General features: G+C 71.7%; 20 protein-coding genes. 5 read left to right on the forward strand and 15 right to left on the reverse strand.

Features of this window, described 5'->3' with window-relative positions:
- Positions 1–60: 60 nt before the first annotated feature.
- Positions 61–627, reverse strand: coding sequence for a TetR/AcrR family transcriptional regulator (locus tag OUY22_RS05660; protein WP_270153688.1), 567 nt, complete (start codon positions 625–627; stop codon positions 61–63).
- Positions 628–722: 95 nt separating this feature from the next.
- Between OUY22_RS05660 and OUY22_RS05665 the strand changes: the two genes are divergently transcribed.
- A complete protein-coding gene (locus OUY22_RS05665; RefSeq protein WP_270153689.1) occupies positions 723–1,541 on the forward strand; it encodes an NAD(P)H-binding protein in 819 nt (272 codons plus the stop codon).
- A 170-nt stretch (positions 1,542–1,711) separates the two neighbouring features.
- Here the strand turns inward: OUY22_RS05665 and OUY22_RS05670 are convergent, their stop codons facing one another.
- Positions 1,712–2,365, reverse strand: coding sequence for an acVLRF1 family peptidyl-tRNA hydrolase (locus tag OUY22_RS05670; protein WP_270153690.1), 654 nt, complete (start codon positions 2,363–2,365; stop codon positions 1,712–1,714).
- Positions 2,366–2,569: 204 nt separating this feature from the next.
- On the opposite strand from OUY22_RS05670, the gene OUY22_RS05675 reads away from it, so the two are divergent.
- Complete coding sequence (locus tag OUY22_RS05675) at positions 2,570–3,883, forward strand: aminotransferase class V-fold PLP-dependent enzyme (protein ID WP_270153692.1); 1,314 nt, start codon at positions 2,570–2,572, stop codon at positions 3,881–3,883.
- A gap of 108 nt (positions 3,884–3,991) precedes the next feature.
- Here the strand turns inward: OUY22_RS05675 and OUY22_RS05680 are convergent, their stop codons facing one another.
- Complete coding sequence (locus OUY22_RS05680; RefSeq protein WP_270153693.1) at positions 3,992–4,297, reverse strand: winged helix-turn-helix transcriptional regulator; 306 nt, start codon at positions 4,295–4,297, stop codon at positions 3,992–3,994.
- Positions 4,298–4,448: 151 nt separating this feature from the next.
- On the opposite strand from OUY22_RS05680, the gene OUY22_RS05685 reads away from it, so the two are divergent.
- Positions 4,449–4,847 (forward strand): YybH family protein, encoded by a 399-nt coding sequence (locus tag OUY22_RS05685; RefSeq protein WP_270153694.1) that lies wholly within the window; start codon positions 4,449–4,451, stop codon positions 4,845–4,847.
- Positions 4,848–4,895: 48 nt separating this feature from the next.
- On the opposite strand, the gene hisG is transcribed toward OUY22_RS05685, so the two are convergent.
- From hisG to OUY22_RS05700, 3 genes are all read right to left on the reverse strand, one after another.
- Positions 4,896–5,741, reverse strand: coding sequence for an ATP phosphoribosyltransferase (gene hisG / locus OUY22_RS05690; protein WP_270153695.1), 846 nt, complete (start codon positions 5,739–5,741; stop codon positions 4,896–4,898).
- 64 nt (positions 5,742–5,805) lie between these two features.
- Positions 5,806–6,069 (reverse strand): phosphoribosyl-ATP diphosphatase, encoded by a 264-nt coding sequence (locus OUY22_RS05695; RefSeq protein WP_148031308.1) that lies wholly within the window; start codon positions 6,067–6,069, stop codon positions 5,806–5,808.
- Positions 6,070–6,270: 201 nt separating this feature from the next.
- Positions 6,271–7,038: an SDR family NAD(P)-dependent oxidoreductase gene (locus OUY22_RS05700; protein WP_270153696.1), complete on the reverse strand. Its 768-nt coding sequence runs from the start codon at positions 7,036–7,038 to the stop codon at positions 6,271–6,273.
- Between the two features lie 163 nt (positions 7,039–7,201).
- On the opposite strand from OUY22_RS05700, the gene OUY22_RS05705 reads away from it, so the two are divergent.
- The gene (locus tag OUY22_RS05705; protein ID WP_270153697.1) at positions 7,202–8,113 is read left to right on the forward strand and encodes an NAD-dependent epimerase/dehydratase family protein; all 912 of its coding nucleotides are present in this window, start codon (positions 7,202–7,204) and stop codon (positions 8,111–8,113) included.
- Positions 8,110–9,045, forward strand: a complete 936-nt coding sequence (locus tag OUY22_RS05710) for an RNA polymerase sigma-70 factor (protein ID WP_270153698.1) — start codon at positions 8,110–8,112, stop codon at positions 9,043–9,045. The genes OUY22_RS05705 and OUY22_RS05710 overlap by 4 nt, the downstream gene beginning before the upstream one ends.
- A gap of 252 nt (positions 9,046–9,297) precedes the next feature.
- On the opposite strand, the gene OUY22_RS05715 is transcribed toward OUY22_RS05710, so the two are convergent.
- The 9 genes from OUY22_RS05715 to OUY22_RS05755 form a co-directional block, all read right to left on the reverse strand.
- Positions 9,298–11,202: a DEAD/DEAH box helicase gene (locus OUY22_RS05715; protein WP_270153699.1), complete on the reverse strand. Its 1,905-nt coding sequence runs from the start codon at positions 11,200–11,202 to the stop codon at positions 9,298–9,300.
- Between the two features lie 305 nt (positions 11,203–11,507).
- Complete coding sequence (locus OUY22_RS05720; protein ID WP_270153700.1) at positions 11,508–11,867, reverse strand: metal-sulfur cluster assembly factor; 360 nt, start codon at positions 11,865–11,867, stop codon at positions 11,508–11,510.
- Entirely contained in the window at positions 11,864–12,304 is a 441-nt protein-coding gene (gene sufU, locus OUY22_RS05725; RefSeq protein WP_270153701.1) for a Fe-S cluster assembly sulfur transfer protein SufU, read from the reverse strand. The genes OUY22_RS05720 and sufU overlap by 4 nt, the downstream gene beginning before the upstream one ends.
- A gap of 2 nt (positions 12,305–12,306) precedes the next feature.
- The gene (locus OUY22_RS05730) at positions 12,307–13,569 is read right to left on the reverse strand and encodes a cysteine desulfurase (protein ID WP_270153702.1); all 1,263 of its coding nucleotides are present in this window, start codon (positions 13,567–13,569) and stop codon (positions 12,307–12,309) included.
- Positions 13,566–14,312: a Fe-S cluster assembly ATPase SufC gene (gene sufC, locus OUY22_RS05735; RefSeq protein ID WP_270153704.1), complete on the reverse strand. Its 747-nt coding sequence runs from the start codon at positions 14,310–14,312 to the stop codon at positions 13,566–13,568. Before sufC ends, OUY22_RS05730 begins: the two co-directional genes overlap by 4 nt.
- Before the next feature lie 4 nt (positions 14,313–14,316).
- The gene (locus OUY22_RS05740) at positions 14,317–14,634 is read right to left on the reverse strand and encodes a non-heme iron oxygenase ferredoxin subunit (RefSeq protein ID WP_270153705.1); all 318 of its coding nucleotides are present in this window, start codon (positions 14,632–14,634) and stop codon (positions 14,317–14,319) included.
- Positions 14,631–15,752 (reverse strand): Fe-S cluster assembly protein SufD, encoded by a 1,122-nt coding sequence (gene sufD / locus OUY22_RS05745; protein WP_270153706.1) that lies wholly within the window; start codon positions 15,750–15,752, stop codon positions 14,631–14,633. The genes OUY22_RS05740 and sufD overlap by 4 nt, the downstream gene beginning before the upstream one ends.
- On the reverse strand, positions 15,752–17,164 hold the full coding sequence (gene sufB, locus OUY22_RS05750; protein WP_270153707.1) for a Fe-S cluster assembly protein SufB: 1,413 nt from the start codon (positions 17,162–17,164) through the stop codon (positions 15,752–15,754). Before sufB ends, sufD begins: the two co-directional genes overlap by 1 nt.
- Entirely contained in the window at positions 17,161–17,934 is a 774-nt protein-coding gene (locus tag OUY22_RS05755) for a helix-turn-helix transcriptional regulator (protein ID WP_270153708.1), read from the reverse strand. Before OUY22_RS05755 ends, sufB begins: the two co-directional genes overlap by 4 nt.
- Positions 17,935–18,025: the final 91 nt, after the last annotated feature.

Raw genomic sequence — 18,025 nt, forward strand, 5'->3', positions numbered from 1 at the left:
GTGGACGGGGTCCATCATAGCGGCCTTGAAGATTCTTTTGAATCGTCTCAAAGCCTGGTGTCAGTGCGGCGCGGCCCCGGCGCTCATCCCGTCCAGCATCAGCCCGAGGAACCAGGCGGGCCGGGACGCCACGTGCGCGGGCAGCGAGCCGGGGTGACAGGCGAACAGGTTGAGCAGCGCCACCACGTCGTCGGCCGTCACGTCGGCGCGCATCCGGCCGTCGGCCTGCGCCCTGCGGACCAGAACGGCGAGCCGCTCCAGCCAGCGGGCCCGGATCTCCATGAACCCGGGCCCGGCGGTCGCCTCCTCGGGCAGGACGGCCAGCGCGGCGGCGAGGGCGCCCCGCCCCGCGTCGCCCGTCCACAGCACGAACGCCCGCAGCGCGCTCCAGGCGTCGGGCTCCCGCTCGGCGGCGCGGTCGAGGGCCTCGGCCAGCGAGTGCACGTAGTGCTCCCCCATGGCGGCCAGCAGCGCGGCCCGGTCGGGGAAGCGGCGGTAGAGGGTGCCGACGCCGACGCCCGCACGACGGGCGATGAGGTCCATGGGCGCGGCCGGGCCACGCTCGGCCATGACGGCCGCCGCGGCCTCCACGATCTTGCCCAGGTTCCGCCTGGCGTCCGCCCGCACGGAGGAAGCGTACCCGGAAAGAAGTGGACGATGATATTCCGCTTTCTGTTACGGTCACTCGTAACCGGAATATCATCATCCGCTAAGGAGTGGTCATGATCGTGGTCACCGGCGCGACCGGCTCGGTCGGCCGGGCGCTCGTCGCCCTGCTGCCCCGCGACGAGGTGCTCGCCGTGGTCCGCAGGCCCGCCGACCTGGACTGCCCGCACGCCCCCGGCGACTTCGAGCGCCCGGAGTCGATCGCCGCGCACCTGTCACCGGGCGACCGGCTGTTCCTCAACAGCTCCCTCTGGCCCGGCGTGGCCGACGCCCACCGCGCCGTGATCGACCTGGCGCGGGAGGCCGGGGTGGCGCAGGTGGTGACGGTCTCGGTCCGCCACGCCAGACCGGGCGGCCGGCTCGGCCAGGACCCGCACGGCCGCATCGACGAGCACCTGCGCGCCTCCGGCCTGCCGCACGCGATCCTGCGTCCCGGCGGGTTCATGCAGAACCTGCTGACGGAGGTGCGCGACGGCCGCTTCCACGGCTCGTACGGGGCGGCCCGGGTGAACTACGTCGACATCCGGGACGTCGCCGGGGCGGCGGCGGCCCTGCTGACCCGGCCGATCGGGCCGAGCGCGACCTACCCCCTGACCGGACCGGAGGCGTTCACCCACGACGAGATCGCCGCCGCGATCACCGCCGCGACCGGCCGCCCGGTGGCCTACGCCGACCTCCCGGTCCCCGCCATGACCGCCCACCTGACCGCCCAGGGGATGCCGGAGGACGTCGCCGCGCAGCTGGCCGTGATGATGCGGGAGATGGAGACGGAGGACTGGGCGTCGGCCACCACCGCGGTCGAGGACCTCACCGGGCGCCCGCCCCGCTCGCTGGCGGACTTCCTCGCCGACCACGCCCACGCCTTCGACGCCTGACCGCCGCAGCGCTCCCCGCCGCCCGCGGCTTCGGCCGCTGACGGTCGCAGCGCTCCCCGCCGGCCGCGCCGTGGGCCGCTGACGGTCGCAGCGCTCCCCGCCGCCCGCTCCGTGGGCCGCTGACGGTCGAGGGGGCCCGCCGTGCGCCCACGCCTTGGACGCCTGAAAGGTCAGGACGGGTCCACCACGCGCACCCGTACCGCACGGAACTGGGCCGGGGTCTCCTTGAGCACCGCCAGCCTCGGGTCGGGCACCGTCAGGAACGGCTCCGCCTCCAGGGCCAGCAGCGGCGCCAGGCGGCGGTCGGCGCGCAGGGCGCCGGCCGCCGCGCGGTCGCCGCCCAGCACGACGGCGTCCAGGTCGCCCAGGTACGGCGTCAGCACCCGCAGGGCCGTCTCCACCGCCGCCTCGAACGCCTTGCCCGCCTGATTGGACCTGCGGCGGGCGAAGCGCTGCTGGGACCAGCCGCCGGCCGCCGTGCGCCCCTGCACCAGCCGCGACCCGACCTTGGACGCGACCAGTTCGGTCCCTTCGAACACCCCGGCCGCGTACCCGCCGAGCCGCACCAGCACCACCCCCACCCGCCGGGCGGCGCGGGCGTGCTCGACGAGCCGCGTCACGTGCGGCGGCCCCGGCCGCATCGGCGGGAAGGGCACGTGCAGCTCGGCCAGCGCGCCGTCACGGGCCGTCAGCCGCACCACCCGCTCGTCGCCGGCGGCCTCGAACGGCCCGTGGCGGGCGGCGAACCCGTCGATCCACGGGTGCAGCCGCTCCGGCGGCACGGACACCCACCGGCCGCCGCCCTTCGCCGGTCGCGCGCTCATGCGGGAAGGCTAACGGAAGGCCCGGTCGGCGGCGGAGCCGCGGCCCGCGACCTGGACCCGTGTCCTGCCCGTGCTCTGGCCCGTGCTCTGGCCCGTGCTCTGGCCCGTGCTCTGGCCCGTGCTCTGGCCCGTGCTCTGACCCGGTGGGTAACGACTCGTCCGGCCCTCTGGGCAGATCGCGGCGGGCCAGGATAGGAAGGAGACGTGACGCGATCGATCAACAGACGTGCCCTGCTCGGCACGGGCATGCTCGCCGGGGTGGCCGCCTGCACGCCCGCCGCCTCCCCGGCCCCCTCCCCGGCCAGTTCCCCCACCGGCGCGCCCGCCTTCGACGCGAGTGACTGGGAGTCGGTGCGCGCGCAGTTCACCCTCGATCCGGCGTACGGGCAGTTCGCCGCGTTCGTGCTGGCCCCCGCGCCCGCCCCGGTGCGCGCGGCGATCGAGCGGCACCGCGCCGGCCTGGACGCCGACCCGCACTACCTGCCCTCCGGCCGCGCCACCCCCGACGACTCCGTGCTGGAGGCCGCGGCGCGCTACATCGGCGCCGACGCCCGCGAGATCGCACTCACCGACAGCACCACCATGGGCCTGGGCCTGCTCTACTCCGGCCTGCGGCTCACCAAGGGCCAGGACGTGCTCACCACCGAGCACGACTTCCTGGCCACCCACGAGGGGGTGCGGCTGCTCGCCGACCGCACCGGCGCGAAGGTGCGCAGGGTCAGGCTGTACGACGAACCGGCCAAGGCGTCGGCCGACCGGATCGTCGAGACGATCAAGGATGGCCTGGGGCCGCGGACCCGCGTGGTGGCGGTGACATGGGTGCACTCCAGCACCGGCGTGCGGTTACCGATCAGGGCCATCGCCGACATGCTGGCCGAGGCCAACCGGGACCGCGACGAGGACGACCGGGCGCTGCTGTGCGTCGACGGGGTGCACGGGTTCGGCGCGATCGCCGACGGGATGGACGACCTGGGCTGCGACTTCATGGCCAGCGGCACCCACAAGTGGCTGTTCGGGCCGCGCGGCACCGGGATCCTGTGGGGCCGGGCCTGGGAGGCGCTCACGCCGGTCATCCCGGGCTTCGGGCGGGCGTCGTTCGTGGCCTGGCAGCGCGGGGCGGGGCCGGGGGCGACCACCGCCGAGCTGGCCACGCCGGGCGGCTACAAGGCGTTCGAGCACCGGTGGGCGATGACGCAGGCGTTCAACTTCCAGACGGCGATCGGCAAGGACCGCGTCCAGCAGCGCACGCAGGAGCTGGCCACCCGGCTCAAGGCCGGCCTGGGCGAACTCCCCCACGTCCGGCTGGCCACCCCGGACTCCCCCGAGCTGTCGGCGGGGCTGGTGTGCTGCTCGATCGACGGCATGGACCCGGCCGAGGCGGTGGCCCGCCTGCACGAGCGCAAGGTGATCGCCTCGACCACCCCGTACGTGCCGCCGCTGCTCCGCTTCGGCACCAGCATCGTCACCACCCCCGAGCAGGTCGACCAGGCCGTCGAGGCGGTGAAAGGGCTGACATGAACGACGCCGAACCGTACGGGCCGCTGATCGGGACGACGGCACGGTGACCTGGAACGTCTTCGTCGGGTGATGCGGAGCCGGAGTGCCCGCCTCTGGCCGGGCACGGCGTCAGGGGGTCTGCGACGGAGGGGGCGGCTGCTGCTGCGCGCCCCAGTCCCAGAGCGCTTGGAGGACCGGGCCGAGGCGCCGCCCCTGCGGCGTGAGCCGGTAGTGCACCCGGGGCGGCCAACCGGACCGGCGGCGGCGATCGAGCACCCCCGTTTCCGTCAGGTGCGCCAGCCGGTCGGACAGGACCTTGTCCGACAGTGCTGGCAGGGCCCGGCTGAGCTCGGTGAAGGTGTGGTCGCCTTTCAGGAACTCGCGGATCACCAGAGTCGTCCATCGGCCGTGCAGGACCGCGAGAGTGATCTCCACCGGGCAGGAGGAAGTGGGTTCGGCGGCATGTGCCCGCGGGTCGTCCGGCAGACCCGGCAGAACCGGGTGTCCAACCGTTTGGTGAGTCACGAAGGCGCCTCCTAGCGTTGCCACGTCCGGTTGATTGTCTCCGATGGAAGGACGGGTACCGATGACACGGCAGCTCGCCGAACGTCCCGAGGACGTGGCCCCGGTGTTCGCCGAACGGTTCAACAGCGGCGATCCGGAGGCGGTGGCGGAGGTCTACGAGAGCGGGGCGGTGTTCGTCGCCGAGCCCGGCTCGCCGCTCACCGGGCAGGAGGCCCACGCCGCCAACGGCCGGTTCATGGAGCTCGGGGTGCCGATCACGGTTCACCCGCGGCACGTCTACACCACGGGTGACCTGGCCCTGCTGATCGTCGATTGGGCCATCGACGGCACCGGCCGCGACGGCCGGCCGGTGCACCTGGAGGGCACCGCCACCGACATCGCCCGGCGCGGGCAGGACGGGCGGTGGCGGTATGTCGTCGACAACCCTTTCGGCGTGCGCCGGGAAGGCCCACGGCCGTGATCCGCCGGGTCTCCCGAGGAGAACGCCCTCTCCCCGGGCGACCCGCTCTCAGAGCCGGCAGGCGTAGATGTCGGTGACGAGGATGGCGCGGGCGCCGATGTCCCACAGCTTGTCCATGACCTGCTGGTGGCCCTGACGGCGGACCATCGCGCGGACGGCCACCCAGCCCTCGCGGTGCAGCGGCGAGACCGTCGGGCCCTCCATGCCGGGGGTGAGCGCGATGGCCTCGTCGATCCGTTCGGCGCGGATGTCGTAGTCCATCATCACGAAGTCGCGGGCGTGCACCACGCCCTGCAGACGGCGGATGATCTGCTGGACGCCCGGCGTGTCGGCGGCGTCGTGCCGCCGGATCAGCACGGCCTCGGAGCGCATGATCGGCTCGCCGAACACCTCCAGCCCGACGTTGCGCAGCGTGGTGCCGGTCTCGACCACGTCGGCCACGGCGTCGGCGACGCCCAGCCTGATGGCGGTCTCGACGGCGCCGTCGAGCTTGATCACGCGCGCGTCGACGCCCTGGTCGGACAGGTACTTGTCGAGCAGGCCGGTGTAGGAGGTGGCCACCCGCAGCCCCTGCAGGTCGTGCACGCTGGTCATGGCGCCCGTCCTGGCCGCCAGCCGGAACGTGGAGGCGCCGAAGCCGAGCGGCATGATCTCCTCGACGGGCGCGCCCGAGTCGATGAGCATGTCCCTGCCGGTGATGCCGAGGTCGAGCGTGCCCTCGCCGACGTAGACGGCGATGTCGCGCGGGCGCAGGAAGAACAGCTCGCAGCCGTTGGCCTCGTCGACGATGAACAGCTCTTTGCTGTCTCTGCGGGGCCGGTATCCGGCCTCCTTGAGCATGGTCTGGGCGGCCTCGCTGAGAGCGCCCTTGTTGGGTACGGCCAGACGTAGCATGTCGGTGGTTCCTCAGATGTGTCGCGGAAGTTTGCGGGACGGGCGGAAACGGGCGCGGAGCGCCCTAGAGATGCTTGTACACCTCGTCGAGCCCGATCCCCTTCGCGATCATCAGCACCTGCACGTGGTAGAGGAGCTGCGAGATCTCTTCGGCGGCCCGGTCGTTGGACTCGTGCTCGGCGGCCATCCAGCTCTCGGCGGCCTCCTCGACGACCTTCTTGCCGATGGCATGGACGCCGGCGTCGAGCGCGGCCACGGTACCCGACCCCGCGGGCCGGGTCTGCGCCTTCTCTGACAGCTCGGCGAACAGCTCTTCGAAGGTCTTCATGATCTCTCTCGTCGTTCGGCAGGAGTGCTCTACAAGCCTAGTCTGCGCCGGGCACCGGACTCACCGAGGACCGCCGTGTTCCCCGGGCGCGTCGCCCTCCTTCCCTCCCGGGTGCGGGCCGCTGATGCGGGCCGCTGGTGCGGGCGCGACGCGCCACTGTTCTGCGTCGCGCCCTGTCCGCGGGCACCCCTCAGCCGGCCGTCACCAGGGAACCGGGCCCTCCACGCTGAAGAACCCAGCGGTCGGCCCGGCGGAACCGAGGGTGGCCAGCCGCACCACGATCGTGGCGCCCTGCGCGGGGGTGAGGAGCCCGCGGTGGTCGTTGATGTCCGTGGCGACGTAGCCGGGAGCGGCGGCATTGACCAGGATGCCGTCCTTGCGCAGTTCGTTGGCGTACTGCACGGTCAGGGCGTTCAGGGCCGTCTTGGAGGGCGCGTACGCGGCTGACTGCGGCAGCGCCGTCAGCGGGCCTTGCGGGTCGCTGGTGACGGCCAGCGACGCGACCCCGCTGCTGAGGTTGACGATGCGGGGCTCCGGCGACCGTCTCAGCAACGGGAGCATGGCGTTGGTCACCGCGATCACGCCGAAGACGTTCGTCTCGAACACCGCCCGGACCATGTCCAGGTCGACGCCGCTGGGGATCTGATCGACGGCGTCCTCGGGCGCGACCCGGCCCGAACCGGTGATGGCGGCATTGTTGACCAGCACGTCAAGGTGGCCGAAGCGCTCCCCGATCCAACGCGCGGCGTCCTCGGCGGTGGCCGGGTCGGTGACGTCCAGGGTGACCGCGTGCGCGTCGCCGCCCCCCGCGCGCACCGCCGCCGCGGCCTCCTCTCCGAGCGCCGGGTCCCTGGCGGCCATCAGGACCGTCATGCCCAGCTCGGCCAGGCGCTCCGCGGTCGCCCGCCCGATCCCCTTGTTGGCCCCGGTGATCAGCGCGACCCTCTGGCGCGCGGTGTGTTCGTCCATGATCAAGGCTCCTGTCTCAGTGGCGCTGTGTCCCCCCCGGGACGAGACAGGCCGGCCGTCCTGTGACATGGCCGTCGTCGCCCCGTACGCATGTCACAGAACACCTGGGCCGTCTCGTCCCGGGAACGTGGAACTGGTCACTGATGTCGGGAAGGTGATGGTCATGCGGGTGTTCGTGGCGGGTGGCGCCGGGGTGCTGGGACGGCGGCTGGTAGCGCGGCTGGTGGCGCGGGGCCATCAGGTGACGGCGACGACGACGAGCCCGGGCAAAGTGGGCGTCCTGGAGAGCCTGGGCTCCGAGGCGGTCGTGATGGACGGGCTGGACGCGGAGGCGGTCGGCGAGGCGGTGGCCCGGGCCCGCCCGGACGCGATCGTGCACCAGATGACGGCCATCAGCGGCAAGCCGGACATCAGGCATTTCGACCGTTGGTTCGCCACCACCAACCGGCTGCGCACCGAGGGGACGGACCATCTGCTTGCCGCCGCCGAGGCGACCGGCGTCCCCCACGTCGCGGCCCAGAGTTACGCCTCGTGGAACGGCATCCGCGAGGGCGGATGGGTCAAGACCGAGGAGGACCCGCTGGACCCGACCAGCACCGGCCAGGGCGCCGAGGCGATCCGCCACCTGGAGCGGGCTGTCGTCGCGGCCGGGGGCGCGGTGCTGCGCTACGGCGCCTTCTACGGGCCGGGCGCCACCGACGCCCAGGTCGAACTGGTGCGCAAACGGCAGTATCCCGTCATCGGTGACGGCCGCGGCCACAGCTCGTGGGTGCACCTCGACGACGCGGCCGAGGCCACCGTCCTGGCCGTGGAGCAGCGGGCGCGGGGCGTGTTCAACATCGTCGACGACGAACCGGCCCCGGCGCGCGAGTGGCTGCCTCACCTGGCCGCGTGCGCGGGCGCCAAGCCGCCGATGCGGATCCCGGTCTGGCTGGCCAGGCCACTGGCCGGGAGGACCGCAGTGGCGATGATGACGGAAGGCCGCGGCTTCTCCAACGCCAAGGCCAAGCGGGAACTCGGCTGGCAGCCGCGCCACCCGTCCTGGCGTCAGGGGTTCGAGGAGGAGCTGAGGTGAGCAGGACGGAGGAGTTCCAGGAGTTGCGGCCGCTGCTGTTCTCGATCGCCTACCGCATCCTGGGCAGCGCGAGCGAGGCCGAGGACGCGGTCCAGGAGGCCTGGCTGCGTTACGACGCCTATCCGGGACGGCCCGCGTCGGCCAAGGCGTTCCTGTCGGCCACGGTGTCCAGGATCGCGATCGACGTGCTGCGCTCGGCCCGGGTCCGGCGCGAGGAGTACACGGGGCGGTGGTTCCCCGAACCTCTGCTCGCCGACCCGTACGAGGACCCGGAGCGGTCGGCGGAGCTGGCCGACTCGGTGTCGACGGCGGCGCTGCTGCTGCTGGAGCGGCTCAGCCCGCTGGAGCGCGCGGTCTTCGTGCTGCGGGAGGTGTTCGGGTTCGGCTTCGGCGAGGTCGCCGCGGCGGTGGGGCGTTCGGAGGCGGCCTGCCGTCAGCTCGCCGTGCGTGCGCGCCGCCACATGGCCGAGGGACAGGTCCGGTTCACGGCCGACCGCCGGGAGCGGGAGGAGCTGGCGGGACGGTTCTTCCACGCCTTCCGTGAGGGGGACGTCGACGGGCTGCGCGAGCTGCTCGCCGCCGACGTGGCGATGGTCGGCGACAGCGGCGGCCGGGCCCCGCTGTGGGGCCGGGGCGTCTTCGGCGCCGCCGAGGTGGCCCGTACCCTGGCCGCCATCGGCGGGCCGTTCGCCCGCATCGGCGGCGTGGTGGAGCCGCGCGAGATCAACGGCCAGCCGGGCGCGATCTTCCGCGACCGTGACCGCAAGATCGTCAACACCTTGACGTTCGACATCCTCGACGGGCGGATCCAGACGATCCGCGCCGTGATCAACCCCGACAAACTACGCCACCTGGGCCCGGTGGCGGACGCCTGGGCCGTCATCCGCGAGGCCACCCGAACCCGCCACCCCACCCCTCCCGCCGTGCCCTGAACCCGCGCCAGGCACCGCGCGAGCCCTCAGCGGGTGGCTCGGTGGGGCGGGTGCGGAAAAGAAACAGGCGGGACCCGCCGGGTGGCTCGGTGAGGCGGGAGGTGGATGACGGGGGTCGGCACCGGCTGGTGGCTACATACGCGAGCACCCCCGCGCCGCTCGTCAGAACGGCACGGGGGTGCCCGGTGATGGCCTGTCAGGCCCGCCTGTCACGCGGATCGCACCGTACGCGCAGGCGGGATCGACCTCGGGTCAGCGGTCGAAGCGGCGGCCGGAGCCGCCACGGCGGAAGCCGCCGCCCCTGGCGCCGCGGTCGTCGGAGCGGAAGCCGCCCGGGCGGTAGCCGTCGCGGGGACGGTCGTCGGGACGGCTGACGGACCGGTCGCGGTCGCCCCCGGCGGGACGGCCACGGTCGGCGGAGTAGCGGTTGGCCCGGTCGTCGGAGCGGAACCCGCCGGCGCGCGTGCCGCGGTCGTCACGGTAGCCACCCCGGTCGAGGTTGGGCCGGTCGTCGCGGTAGCCGCCGCGCGGGCGGTCACCGTCGCGGAACGGGCGGTCGTCGGAACGGTAACCGCGCTGCTCAGAGCGGAACCCGTTGTCGCGGCGGTCCTCGCCGAAGGTGCGAGGCTCCCGGTCGCCGCCGTGGCGGCGGTCGTCGCGGAACGGCCGGTCGCCGCCCTCGTACCGACGCCTGCCCGAGAACCCGTCCTCGTGGCGGCGCGGACCGGAGAAGCCCTCCTCGCGGCGCGGGCCCGAGAAACCGTCCTCGCGGCGCGGGCCCGAGAAGCCCTCCTCGCGGCGCGGGCCCGAGAAGCCCTCGTCGTGACGCCTGGGGCGGCGCTCGCCGTCGTAGTCGCGGCGCGGGCGGCGGGTGCGGGCGCCGTGGTTGTCACGGCCGTCGCGGCGCGGGCGCAGGGGCTTGCGCACGTCCGGCTCCCAGACGGGGATCGACTCGCCGCTCGGCGTGCGGGCGCCGGTGACCTCGGCCACCCGCGGGTGACCCGGGGTCGCCTTGAGGCGGAACGGGTGGATGCCGGCCCGCCGGGTCAGCGACTCGGTGGAGCGGCGCTCGTTCGGCAGGACCAGCGTGACGACGGTGCCCTTCTCGCCGGCGCGGGCGGTGCGGCCGCCCCGGTGCAGGTAGCTCTTGCTGTCCTGGGGCGGGTCGACGTGCAGCACCAGGCTGATGTTGTCGACGTGGATGCCGCGGGCGGCGACGTCGGTGCAGACGAGCACGTTGACGGAGCCTTCGCGGAACTCGGCCAGGATGCGGGTGCGCTGGTTCTGGCGCTTGCCGCCGTGCAGGCCGCCCGCCTTGACGCCGACCCTGGCCAGCTGCTTGCAGAGGCGGTCGACGCCGTGCTGGGTGCGCACGAAGATGATCGTGCGGCCCTCGCGGTTGGCGATCTCGGCGGTGATGTCGAACTTGTCGTCCCGGGTCACCTGCAGCACGTGGTGCTCCATGGTGTCGACGGGCGAGGTGGCGGGGGCGACGGAGTGGCTGACCGGGTCCTTGAGGAAGCGCTGGACGAGCTTGTCCACGTCGCCGTCGAGGGTGGCCGAGAACAGCAGGCGCTGCCCGCCGGGCGGGGTCTGCGCGAGCAGTTCGGTCACGACCGGGAAGAACCCGAGGTCGCACATATGGTCGGCCTCGTCCAGGACGCTGACCTCGATGTCCTCCAGCGAGCACTCGCCCTGGCGGATCAGGTCGCCGAGCCGGCCGGGGGTGGCGATGACGATGTCGACGCCGCGGCGCAGCGCCTCGATCTGCTTGCCCATGGACATGCCGCCGACGACGACCTTCATGCGCAGGCCGAGGCCGCGGCCGAGGGGTTCGAGGGCGTCGTGCACCTGGAGGGCGAGCTCACGGGTGGGGACGAGGACCATCGCGCGGGGGCGGCCGGGGGCCGGCCTGACGCCGGCGATGCGGGCCATCATGGGGAGCCCGAAGGCGAGGGTCTTGCCCGAGCCGGTCTGGCCGCGGCCGAGCACGTCGGCGCCGGCGAGCACGTCCGGGATGGCCGCGCTCTGGATGGGGAACGGGGAGTCGATGCCCTGCCTGGCCAGACCGTTCACGAGCGGCTTGGGCAGACCGAGCAACTCGAACTCGGAGGGCCCCTGCTCGGGGGTCGTCTCGGGCAGGACAGCGTCAAGCATGGTCACGAAATTCGTGCCTTTCAGTCGAAGTGGCACGTCACTTCTGCGAAAGGACGAGCCAGGACGTACGGCGACCTTGCCGTACACATTGCAGTGCGCCCGCCATCGGGGCGGAGCTTGGGGGAAGGCGCACCTGAGGGCGCCGGCCGCAGGCGGCGCGGGACGCGCGATGAGGCGTCAGGTGTCCTTGTGTGCCAACAAGGGAGAGATCGCGATGTATTCCCGAGGGAGGACTCCGGACTTTCCGACATCCTCCGGCACGCTGAATCGGCCGGCGCCGGGGCGCCAGCCTCCAGCCGAAAATATCAGACGTTGAAGCCTAGCATACGAAGTTGCTCACGACCCTCATCGGTGATCTTGTCAGGGCCCCACGGCGGCAGCCAGACCCAGTTGATCTTCACGTCGGAGACCATGCCGTCGAGCGCGGAGTGCGCCTGGTCCTCGATGACGTCGGTCAGCGGGCAGGCCGCGCTGGTCAGGGTCATGTCGATGGTGGCGACGGGCTTGCCGTCCTCGCTCGGGTCCAGGTTGAGGCCGTAGATCAGGCCGAGGTCGACGACGTTGATGCCCAGCTCGGGGTCGACGACGTCCTTGAGCGCCTCCATGACCTCCTCGACGGTCGCGTCACCGTCGAAGCCGGTCGGGGTCTCGACAGGCTTGCTCATCGCGCAGCACTCCTCACCACAGCGTCCTTGTAGGCCATCCACGACAGCAGCGCGCACTTGACGCGCGCCGGGAACTTGGCCACCCCGGCGAACGCCACCGCGTCGCCGAGCACGTCCTCGTCGGGTTCGACCTGTCCCCTGCCCTGCATGAGGCGGGTGAACTCGTCGACCACGGACAGGGTCTCCTCCACGGTCGAGCCGGTCGTCAGCTCGTGCAGCACCGACGCCGCGGCCTGGCTGATGGAACAGCCCTGCCCGTCGTACGAGACGTCCTCGATCTTGCCGGCGTCGCCGACCCTGACCCGCAGCGTGATCTCGTCGCCGCACGTCGGGTTCACGTGGTGAACCTCGGCGTCGTACGGCTCGCGCAGCCCCCGCCCCTGCGGGTGCTTGTAGTGCTCCAGGATCAGCTCCTGGTACATCGACTCGCCGATCATGGCTATGCGAACACCTTCTGGACGTGGTGGAGGCCGCGCACCAGGGCGTCGATCTCGCCCGTGGTGTTGTACAGATAGAACGACGCCCGGGTGGTCGCCGGTATTCCGAACCGTAGATGCAGCGGGCGCGCGCAGTGGTGGCCGACGCGCACCGCGATGCCGAAATCGTCGTCCAGGATCTGGCCGACGTCGTGCGGGTGGATGCCGTCCAGGGTGAACGACAGCGTGCCGCCGCGCAGTTCGAGCGAGTCTGGGCCGATCAGCCGCAGGCCCGGCAGGTCGCGGAGCGCGTCCAGGGCGTACGCGGTGAGCTCACGCTCGTGGGCCTCGACCGCGGTCATGCCGATCCCGGTCAGGTAGTCGACGGCCGCGCCGAGACCGATGGCCTCGACGATCGGCGGCGTGCCCGCCTCGAACTTGTGCGGGATGGGGGCGAACGTCGAGCGGTCCATCCAGACCGCCTCGATCATCTCGCCGCCGCCGAGGAACGGGGGCATGGCGTCGAGCAGCTCGCCGCGGCCCCACAGCACGCCGATGCCCGAGGGGCCGACCATCTTGTGACCGGTGAAGGCGACGAAGTCGACGCCCAGCGCGGCCACGTCCACCGGGTGGTGGGGCACCGACTGGGAGGCGTCGAGCATCACCAGCGCGCCGGCCTGGCGGGCGCGGGCCAGCACGTCGGCCACCGGGTTGACGGTGCCGAGCACGTTCGACTGGTGGGCGATAGAGATGATCTTCGTCCGCTCGCCGACCAGGTCGTCCAGCCGGGACAGGTCGAGCCGGCCCTCGTCGGTGACGCCGAACCACCTCAGCGTCGCGCCGGTGCGCTGCGCCAGCAGCTGCCACGGCACGATGTTGGAGTGGTGCTCCATCTCGGAGATGACGATCTCGTCACCGGGTCCGAGCCGGAAGCGGTCGTCGGCGTTGGCCGGGTTGCCGAAGGAGTAGGCGACCAGGTTGAGCGCCTCGGAGGCGTTCTTGGTGAAGACGACCTCGTCGCGCGAGGGCGCGCCGACGAAAGCCGCGATCTTGTCGCGGGCGCTCTCGTAGGCCTCCGTGGACTCCGCCCCCAGCACGTGCATGGCGCGGCCGACGTTGCCGTAGTGCATCGCCAGGTGTTCGCGCATGGTCTCGATGACCTGCGTGGGCTTCTGGGAGGAGTTGCCCGAGTCGAGGTAGACGAGCGGACGCCCGCCGGGCAGCTCGCGGGAGAGAACCGGGAAGTCCTTCCTGATCCTCTCCACGTCCAAGCTGGTCTGAGTCATGCAGATGCCTTCGTGTACTGCTCGTAGCCCTCGGACTCGAGCTTGTCGGCCAGCTCCGGCCCGCCCTCCTCGACGATCTTGCCGGCGGCGAAGACGTGCACGAAGTCGGGCTTCACGTAGCGGAGGATGCGGGTGTAGTGGGTGATCAGCAGCACGCCGGTCTCACCGGAGGCGCGGAAGCGGTTGATGCCCTCCGACACCACCCGCAGCGCGTCGACGTCGAGGCCCGAGTCGGTCTCGTCGAGCACCGCGATCTTCGGCTTGAGCAGCTCCAGCTGGAGGATCTCGTGGCGCTTCTTCTCGCCGCCGGAGAAGCCCTCGTTGAGGTTGCGCTGGGCGAAGGCGGCGTCGATGGCGAGCGCGTCCATGCCGTTCTTCAGGTCCTTGGCGAACTCGCGCAGCTTGGGCGCCTCGCCGCGGACCGAGGTGACGGCCGAGCGCAGGAAGTTGGACACCGACACGCCGGGAACCTCGACGGGGTACTGCATGGCCAGGAACAGGCCGGCGCGGGCCCGCTCGTCGACCGACAGCTCCAGCAGGTCGACGCCGTCGAGCAGGACCTGCCCGCCGGTGATCGTGTACTTGGGGTGACCGGCGATCGCGTAGGCGAGCGTGGACTTGCCCGAGCCGTTCGGACCCATGATGGCGTGGGTCTCGCCGGACTTCACGGTCAGGTTGACGCCGCGCAGGATTTCCTTGTCCTCGACGGCGACGTGGAGGTCACGGATCTCAAGGGTGGACATGTGCTTATGACTCCTTCGAGAGCGAGACGAGCACGTCATCGCCGTCGATCTTGACTGTGTAGACGTTCACGGGACGGGTGGCGGGCGGGCCGGTGGGCTTGCCGGTGCGGACGTCGAAGCACGAGCCGTGCAGCCAGCACTCGAGCGTGCCGTCGTAGACGTCGCCCTCGCTGAGCCGCACCTCGGCGTGGGAGCAGACGTCGTGCAGGGCGAACACGTCGCCGCCCTGGCGCACCAGGGCGACCGGGGTGTCCCCGACCTCGACGCCCAGGACACCCCCGTCGGGGATGTCACCGATCACGCAGACCTTCTCGAAACTCATCGCGAGAGCTCCGCCTCCAGCGCCGCCATGACCCGCTCGCGGATCTCCTCGATCTGGATCTTCTCGACGAGCTGGCCGAGGAAGCCCCGGATGACCAGGCGGCGCGCCTCGTCGTACGGGATGCCCCGGGCCTGCAGGTAGAACAGGTGCTCGTCGTCGAGCCGGCCGGAGGCCGAGGCGTGCCCCGCGCCGGCCACCTCACCGGTGAGGATCTCCAGGTTGGGCACCGAGTCGGCGCGGGCGCCGTCGGTGAGGATGAGGTTGCGGTTGAGCTCGTACGTGTCGGTGCCCTCGGCCTCGACCCGGATGATCACGTCGCCGATCCAGACGGCGTGCGCGTCCTGGCCCTGCAGGGCGCCGCGGTAGTCGACGTTGCTCTTGCAGTTGGGCTGCGAGTGGTCGACCAGGAGGCGGTGCTCCAGGTGCTGGCCGGCGTCGACGAAGTAGACGCCGAGCAGGTCGGCGTCGCCGCCGGGCGCGTCGTAGGACACGCTGGGCGACAGGCGCACGAGGTCGCCGCCGAGCGTCACCGCGAAGCTGCGGAAGGTGGCGTCCTTGCCGAGCCTGGCGTGGTGGTGGCTGACGTGGACGGCGTCGTCGTCCCAGTCCTGCAGGCTGACCACGCGCAGGGTGGCGCCGTCGCCGACGGCGAACTCCACGTTGTCGGCGTAGACGGCGCTGCCCTTGTGGTCGAGCACGACCACGGCCTCGGCCATCGGCTCGACCTGGACCAGCAGGTGACCGTAGGCGGCGCCGTCGCCGGCGCCGGTGAGCGTGACGACGGTCGGCCGGGAGGCCACCGCCTCGCGCGGCACCGTGAGCACGGTCGCCTTCTCGAACGCGGTGTAGGCCTGCGCGCTGACCCGGTCGGCGGGCACGTAGACCTGGCCGAGCCGCGGGTCGTCACGGCCCACGGTCTCGACGGTGACCTCGGGCGCGGCGTCCACATCGACCCTGACATGACCTCCGGGGACGGCCTTGCCGTCGTGCAGGCCCTTCAGTCGCGCGAGCGGGGTGAACCGCCACGCCTCCTCACGCCCGGCCGGCACGTCGAAGTCGGCCAGGTCGTACGACGCCTTCTCGTGCAGGGTCGACAGGGGCTTCTCGTTCAGGCCCATCAGCCGACGGCTCCTTCCATCTGCAGCTCGATCAGCCGGTTCAGCTCGAGCGCGTACTCCATGGGCAGCTCACGCGCGATCGGCTCGACGAAGCCGCGCACGATCATCGCCATCGCCTCGTCCTCGTCGAGCCCGCGGCTCATGAGGTAGAACAGCTGGTCCTCGCTGACCTTGGAGACCGTGGCCTCGTGGCCCATCGAGACGTCGTCCTCGCGGACGTCGACGTAGGGGTAGGTGTCGGAGCGGCTGATCTGGTCGACGAGCAGCGCGTCGCACTTGACGGTGCTGGCGCTGCCGTGGGCGCCCTCCTCGATCTGCACGAGACCGCGGTAGGAGGTCCGGCCGCCGCCGCGCGCCACCGACTTGGAGATGACACTGGAGCTGGTGTGCGGCGCGAGGTGGACCATCTTGGACCCGGCGTCCTGGTGCTGGCCCTCGCCGGCGAACGCGACGCTCAGGGTCTCGCCCTTGGCGTGCTCGCCCATGAGGTAGACGGCGGGGTACTTCATCGTGACCTTGGAGCCGATGTTGCCGTCGATCCACTCCATGGTCGCGCCCTCGTAGGCGACGGCGCGCTTGGTGACCAGGTTGTAGACGTTGTTCGACCAGTTCTGGATGGTCGTGTAACGGCAGCGGGCGTTCTTCTTCACGATGATCTCGACCACCGCGGAGTGCAGGGAGTCCGAGGAGTAGATCGGCGCGGTGCAGCCCTCGACGTAGTGGACGTAGCTGTTCTCGTCCACGATGATCAGGGTGCGCTCGAACTGGCCCATGTTCTCGGTGTTGATCCGGAAGTAGGCCTGCAGCGGGATCTCGACCTCGACGTTCGGCGGCACGTAGATGAACGAGCCACCGGACCACACGGCGGTGTTGAGCGCGGCGAACTTGTTGTCGCCGACCGGGATCACGGAGCCGAAGTACTCCTTGAAGAGCTCCTCGTGCTCCTTCAGGCCCGTGTCGGTGTCGACGAAGATGACGCCCTTCTCCTCGAGGTCCTCACGGATCTTGTGGTAGACGACCTCGGACTCGTACTGGGCGGCGACGCCGGCGATGAGGCGCTGCTTCTCCGCCTCGGGGATGCCGAGCTTGTCGTAGGTGTTCTTGATGTCGGCCGGCAGCTCGTCCCAGGACGTCGCCTGCTTCTCGGTCGAGCGGACGAAGTACTTGATGTTGTCGAAGTCGATGGCGGTGAGGTCGGAACCCCAGGTCGGCAGCGGCTTCCGGTCGAACAGGCGGAGGCCCTTCAGGCGAAGGTCGAGCATCCATTCCGGCTCGTTCTTCAGCGCGGAGATGTCGCGTACGACCTCCTCGGACAGGCCTCGCTTGGCCGCCGCGCCGGCGGCGTCGGGGTCGGCCCAGCCGAACTTGTAATTCCCGAGGCCTTCCAGCTCCGGGCGGTCGGTGACAGTCACCCTCCGGTCTCCTTGCTTCTGTCGCGGATGCTTCTATCGCGGATGCTTCTATCGCGGATGCTTCTCTCGCGGACGCTCTGGTCACGACCGCTTTCATCTGCTCTATGTGAGGCCCCCAGCGTCTGGGGGCTGACGTGCGTGGTGCAGACCCCGTCGCCGTGGGCGATCGTGGCCAGGCGCTGCACGGGGGTGCCGAGCAGCTGCGCGAACGCCTCCGTCTCGGCCTCGCACAGCTGCGGGAACTCCGCGGCCGCGTGGGCCACCGGGCAGTGGTGCTGGCAGAGCTGGTCGCCGCCCGACTTGGCCTTGCTGGCCGAGGCGGCGTAGCCCTCCGCGGACAGGGCCTGCGCCAGCACCTGGACGCGCTGGCCCGCCGGCACCGTCCGCATGACCGGCTCCAGCCGCCGCAGCAGGCCGTCGACCTGGGTGCGGGCGAAGTCGGCCACCGCCTCCTCGCCCAGGCGCTCGGCCAGGAAGCGCAGCGCGCTCCCGGCCAGGTCGTCGTAGGCGTGCTCGAAGGCGTTGCGCCCCGCGTCGGTGATGGCGAACAGCTTGGCCGGTCGCCCGCGCCCCCGCTGGCCGCGCGGCCGCACCGTACGGGGCTCGATCATCCCGTCGGCGAGCAGCGCGTCAAGGTGGCGCCGGACGGCCGCGGGCGTCAGCCCGAGCCGCTCGCCCAGCGCCGCCGCGGCGATGGGCCCGTGCTCCAGGATGAGCCGGGCGACGCGCGCACGGGTGCTGCGCTCGCTGCCGGGCTCTATCAAGGGCACGTTTTTCACAACATCAGTGTGCCGTAATTCCTTCCCGGTCCACAAATGGTTCCGACCAGCCGGTCAATGCAATTTCTCACGCAGGGTAGCC

Source organism: Nonomuraea corallina (genome assembly GCF_027620315.1).
Taxonomy (GTDB): Bacteria; Actinomycetota; Actinomycetes; order Streptosporangiales; family Streptosporangiaceae; genus Nonomuraea; species Nonomuraea corallina.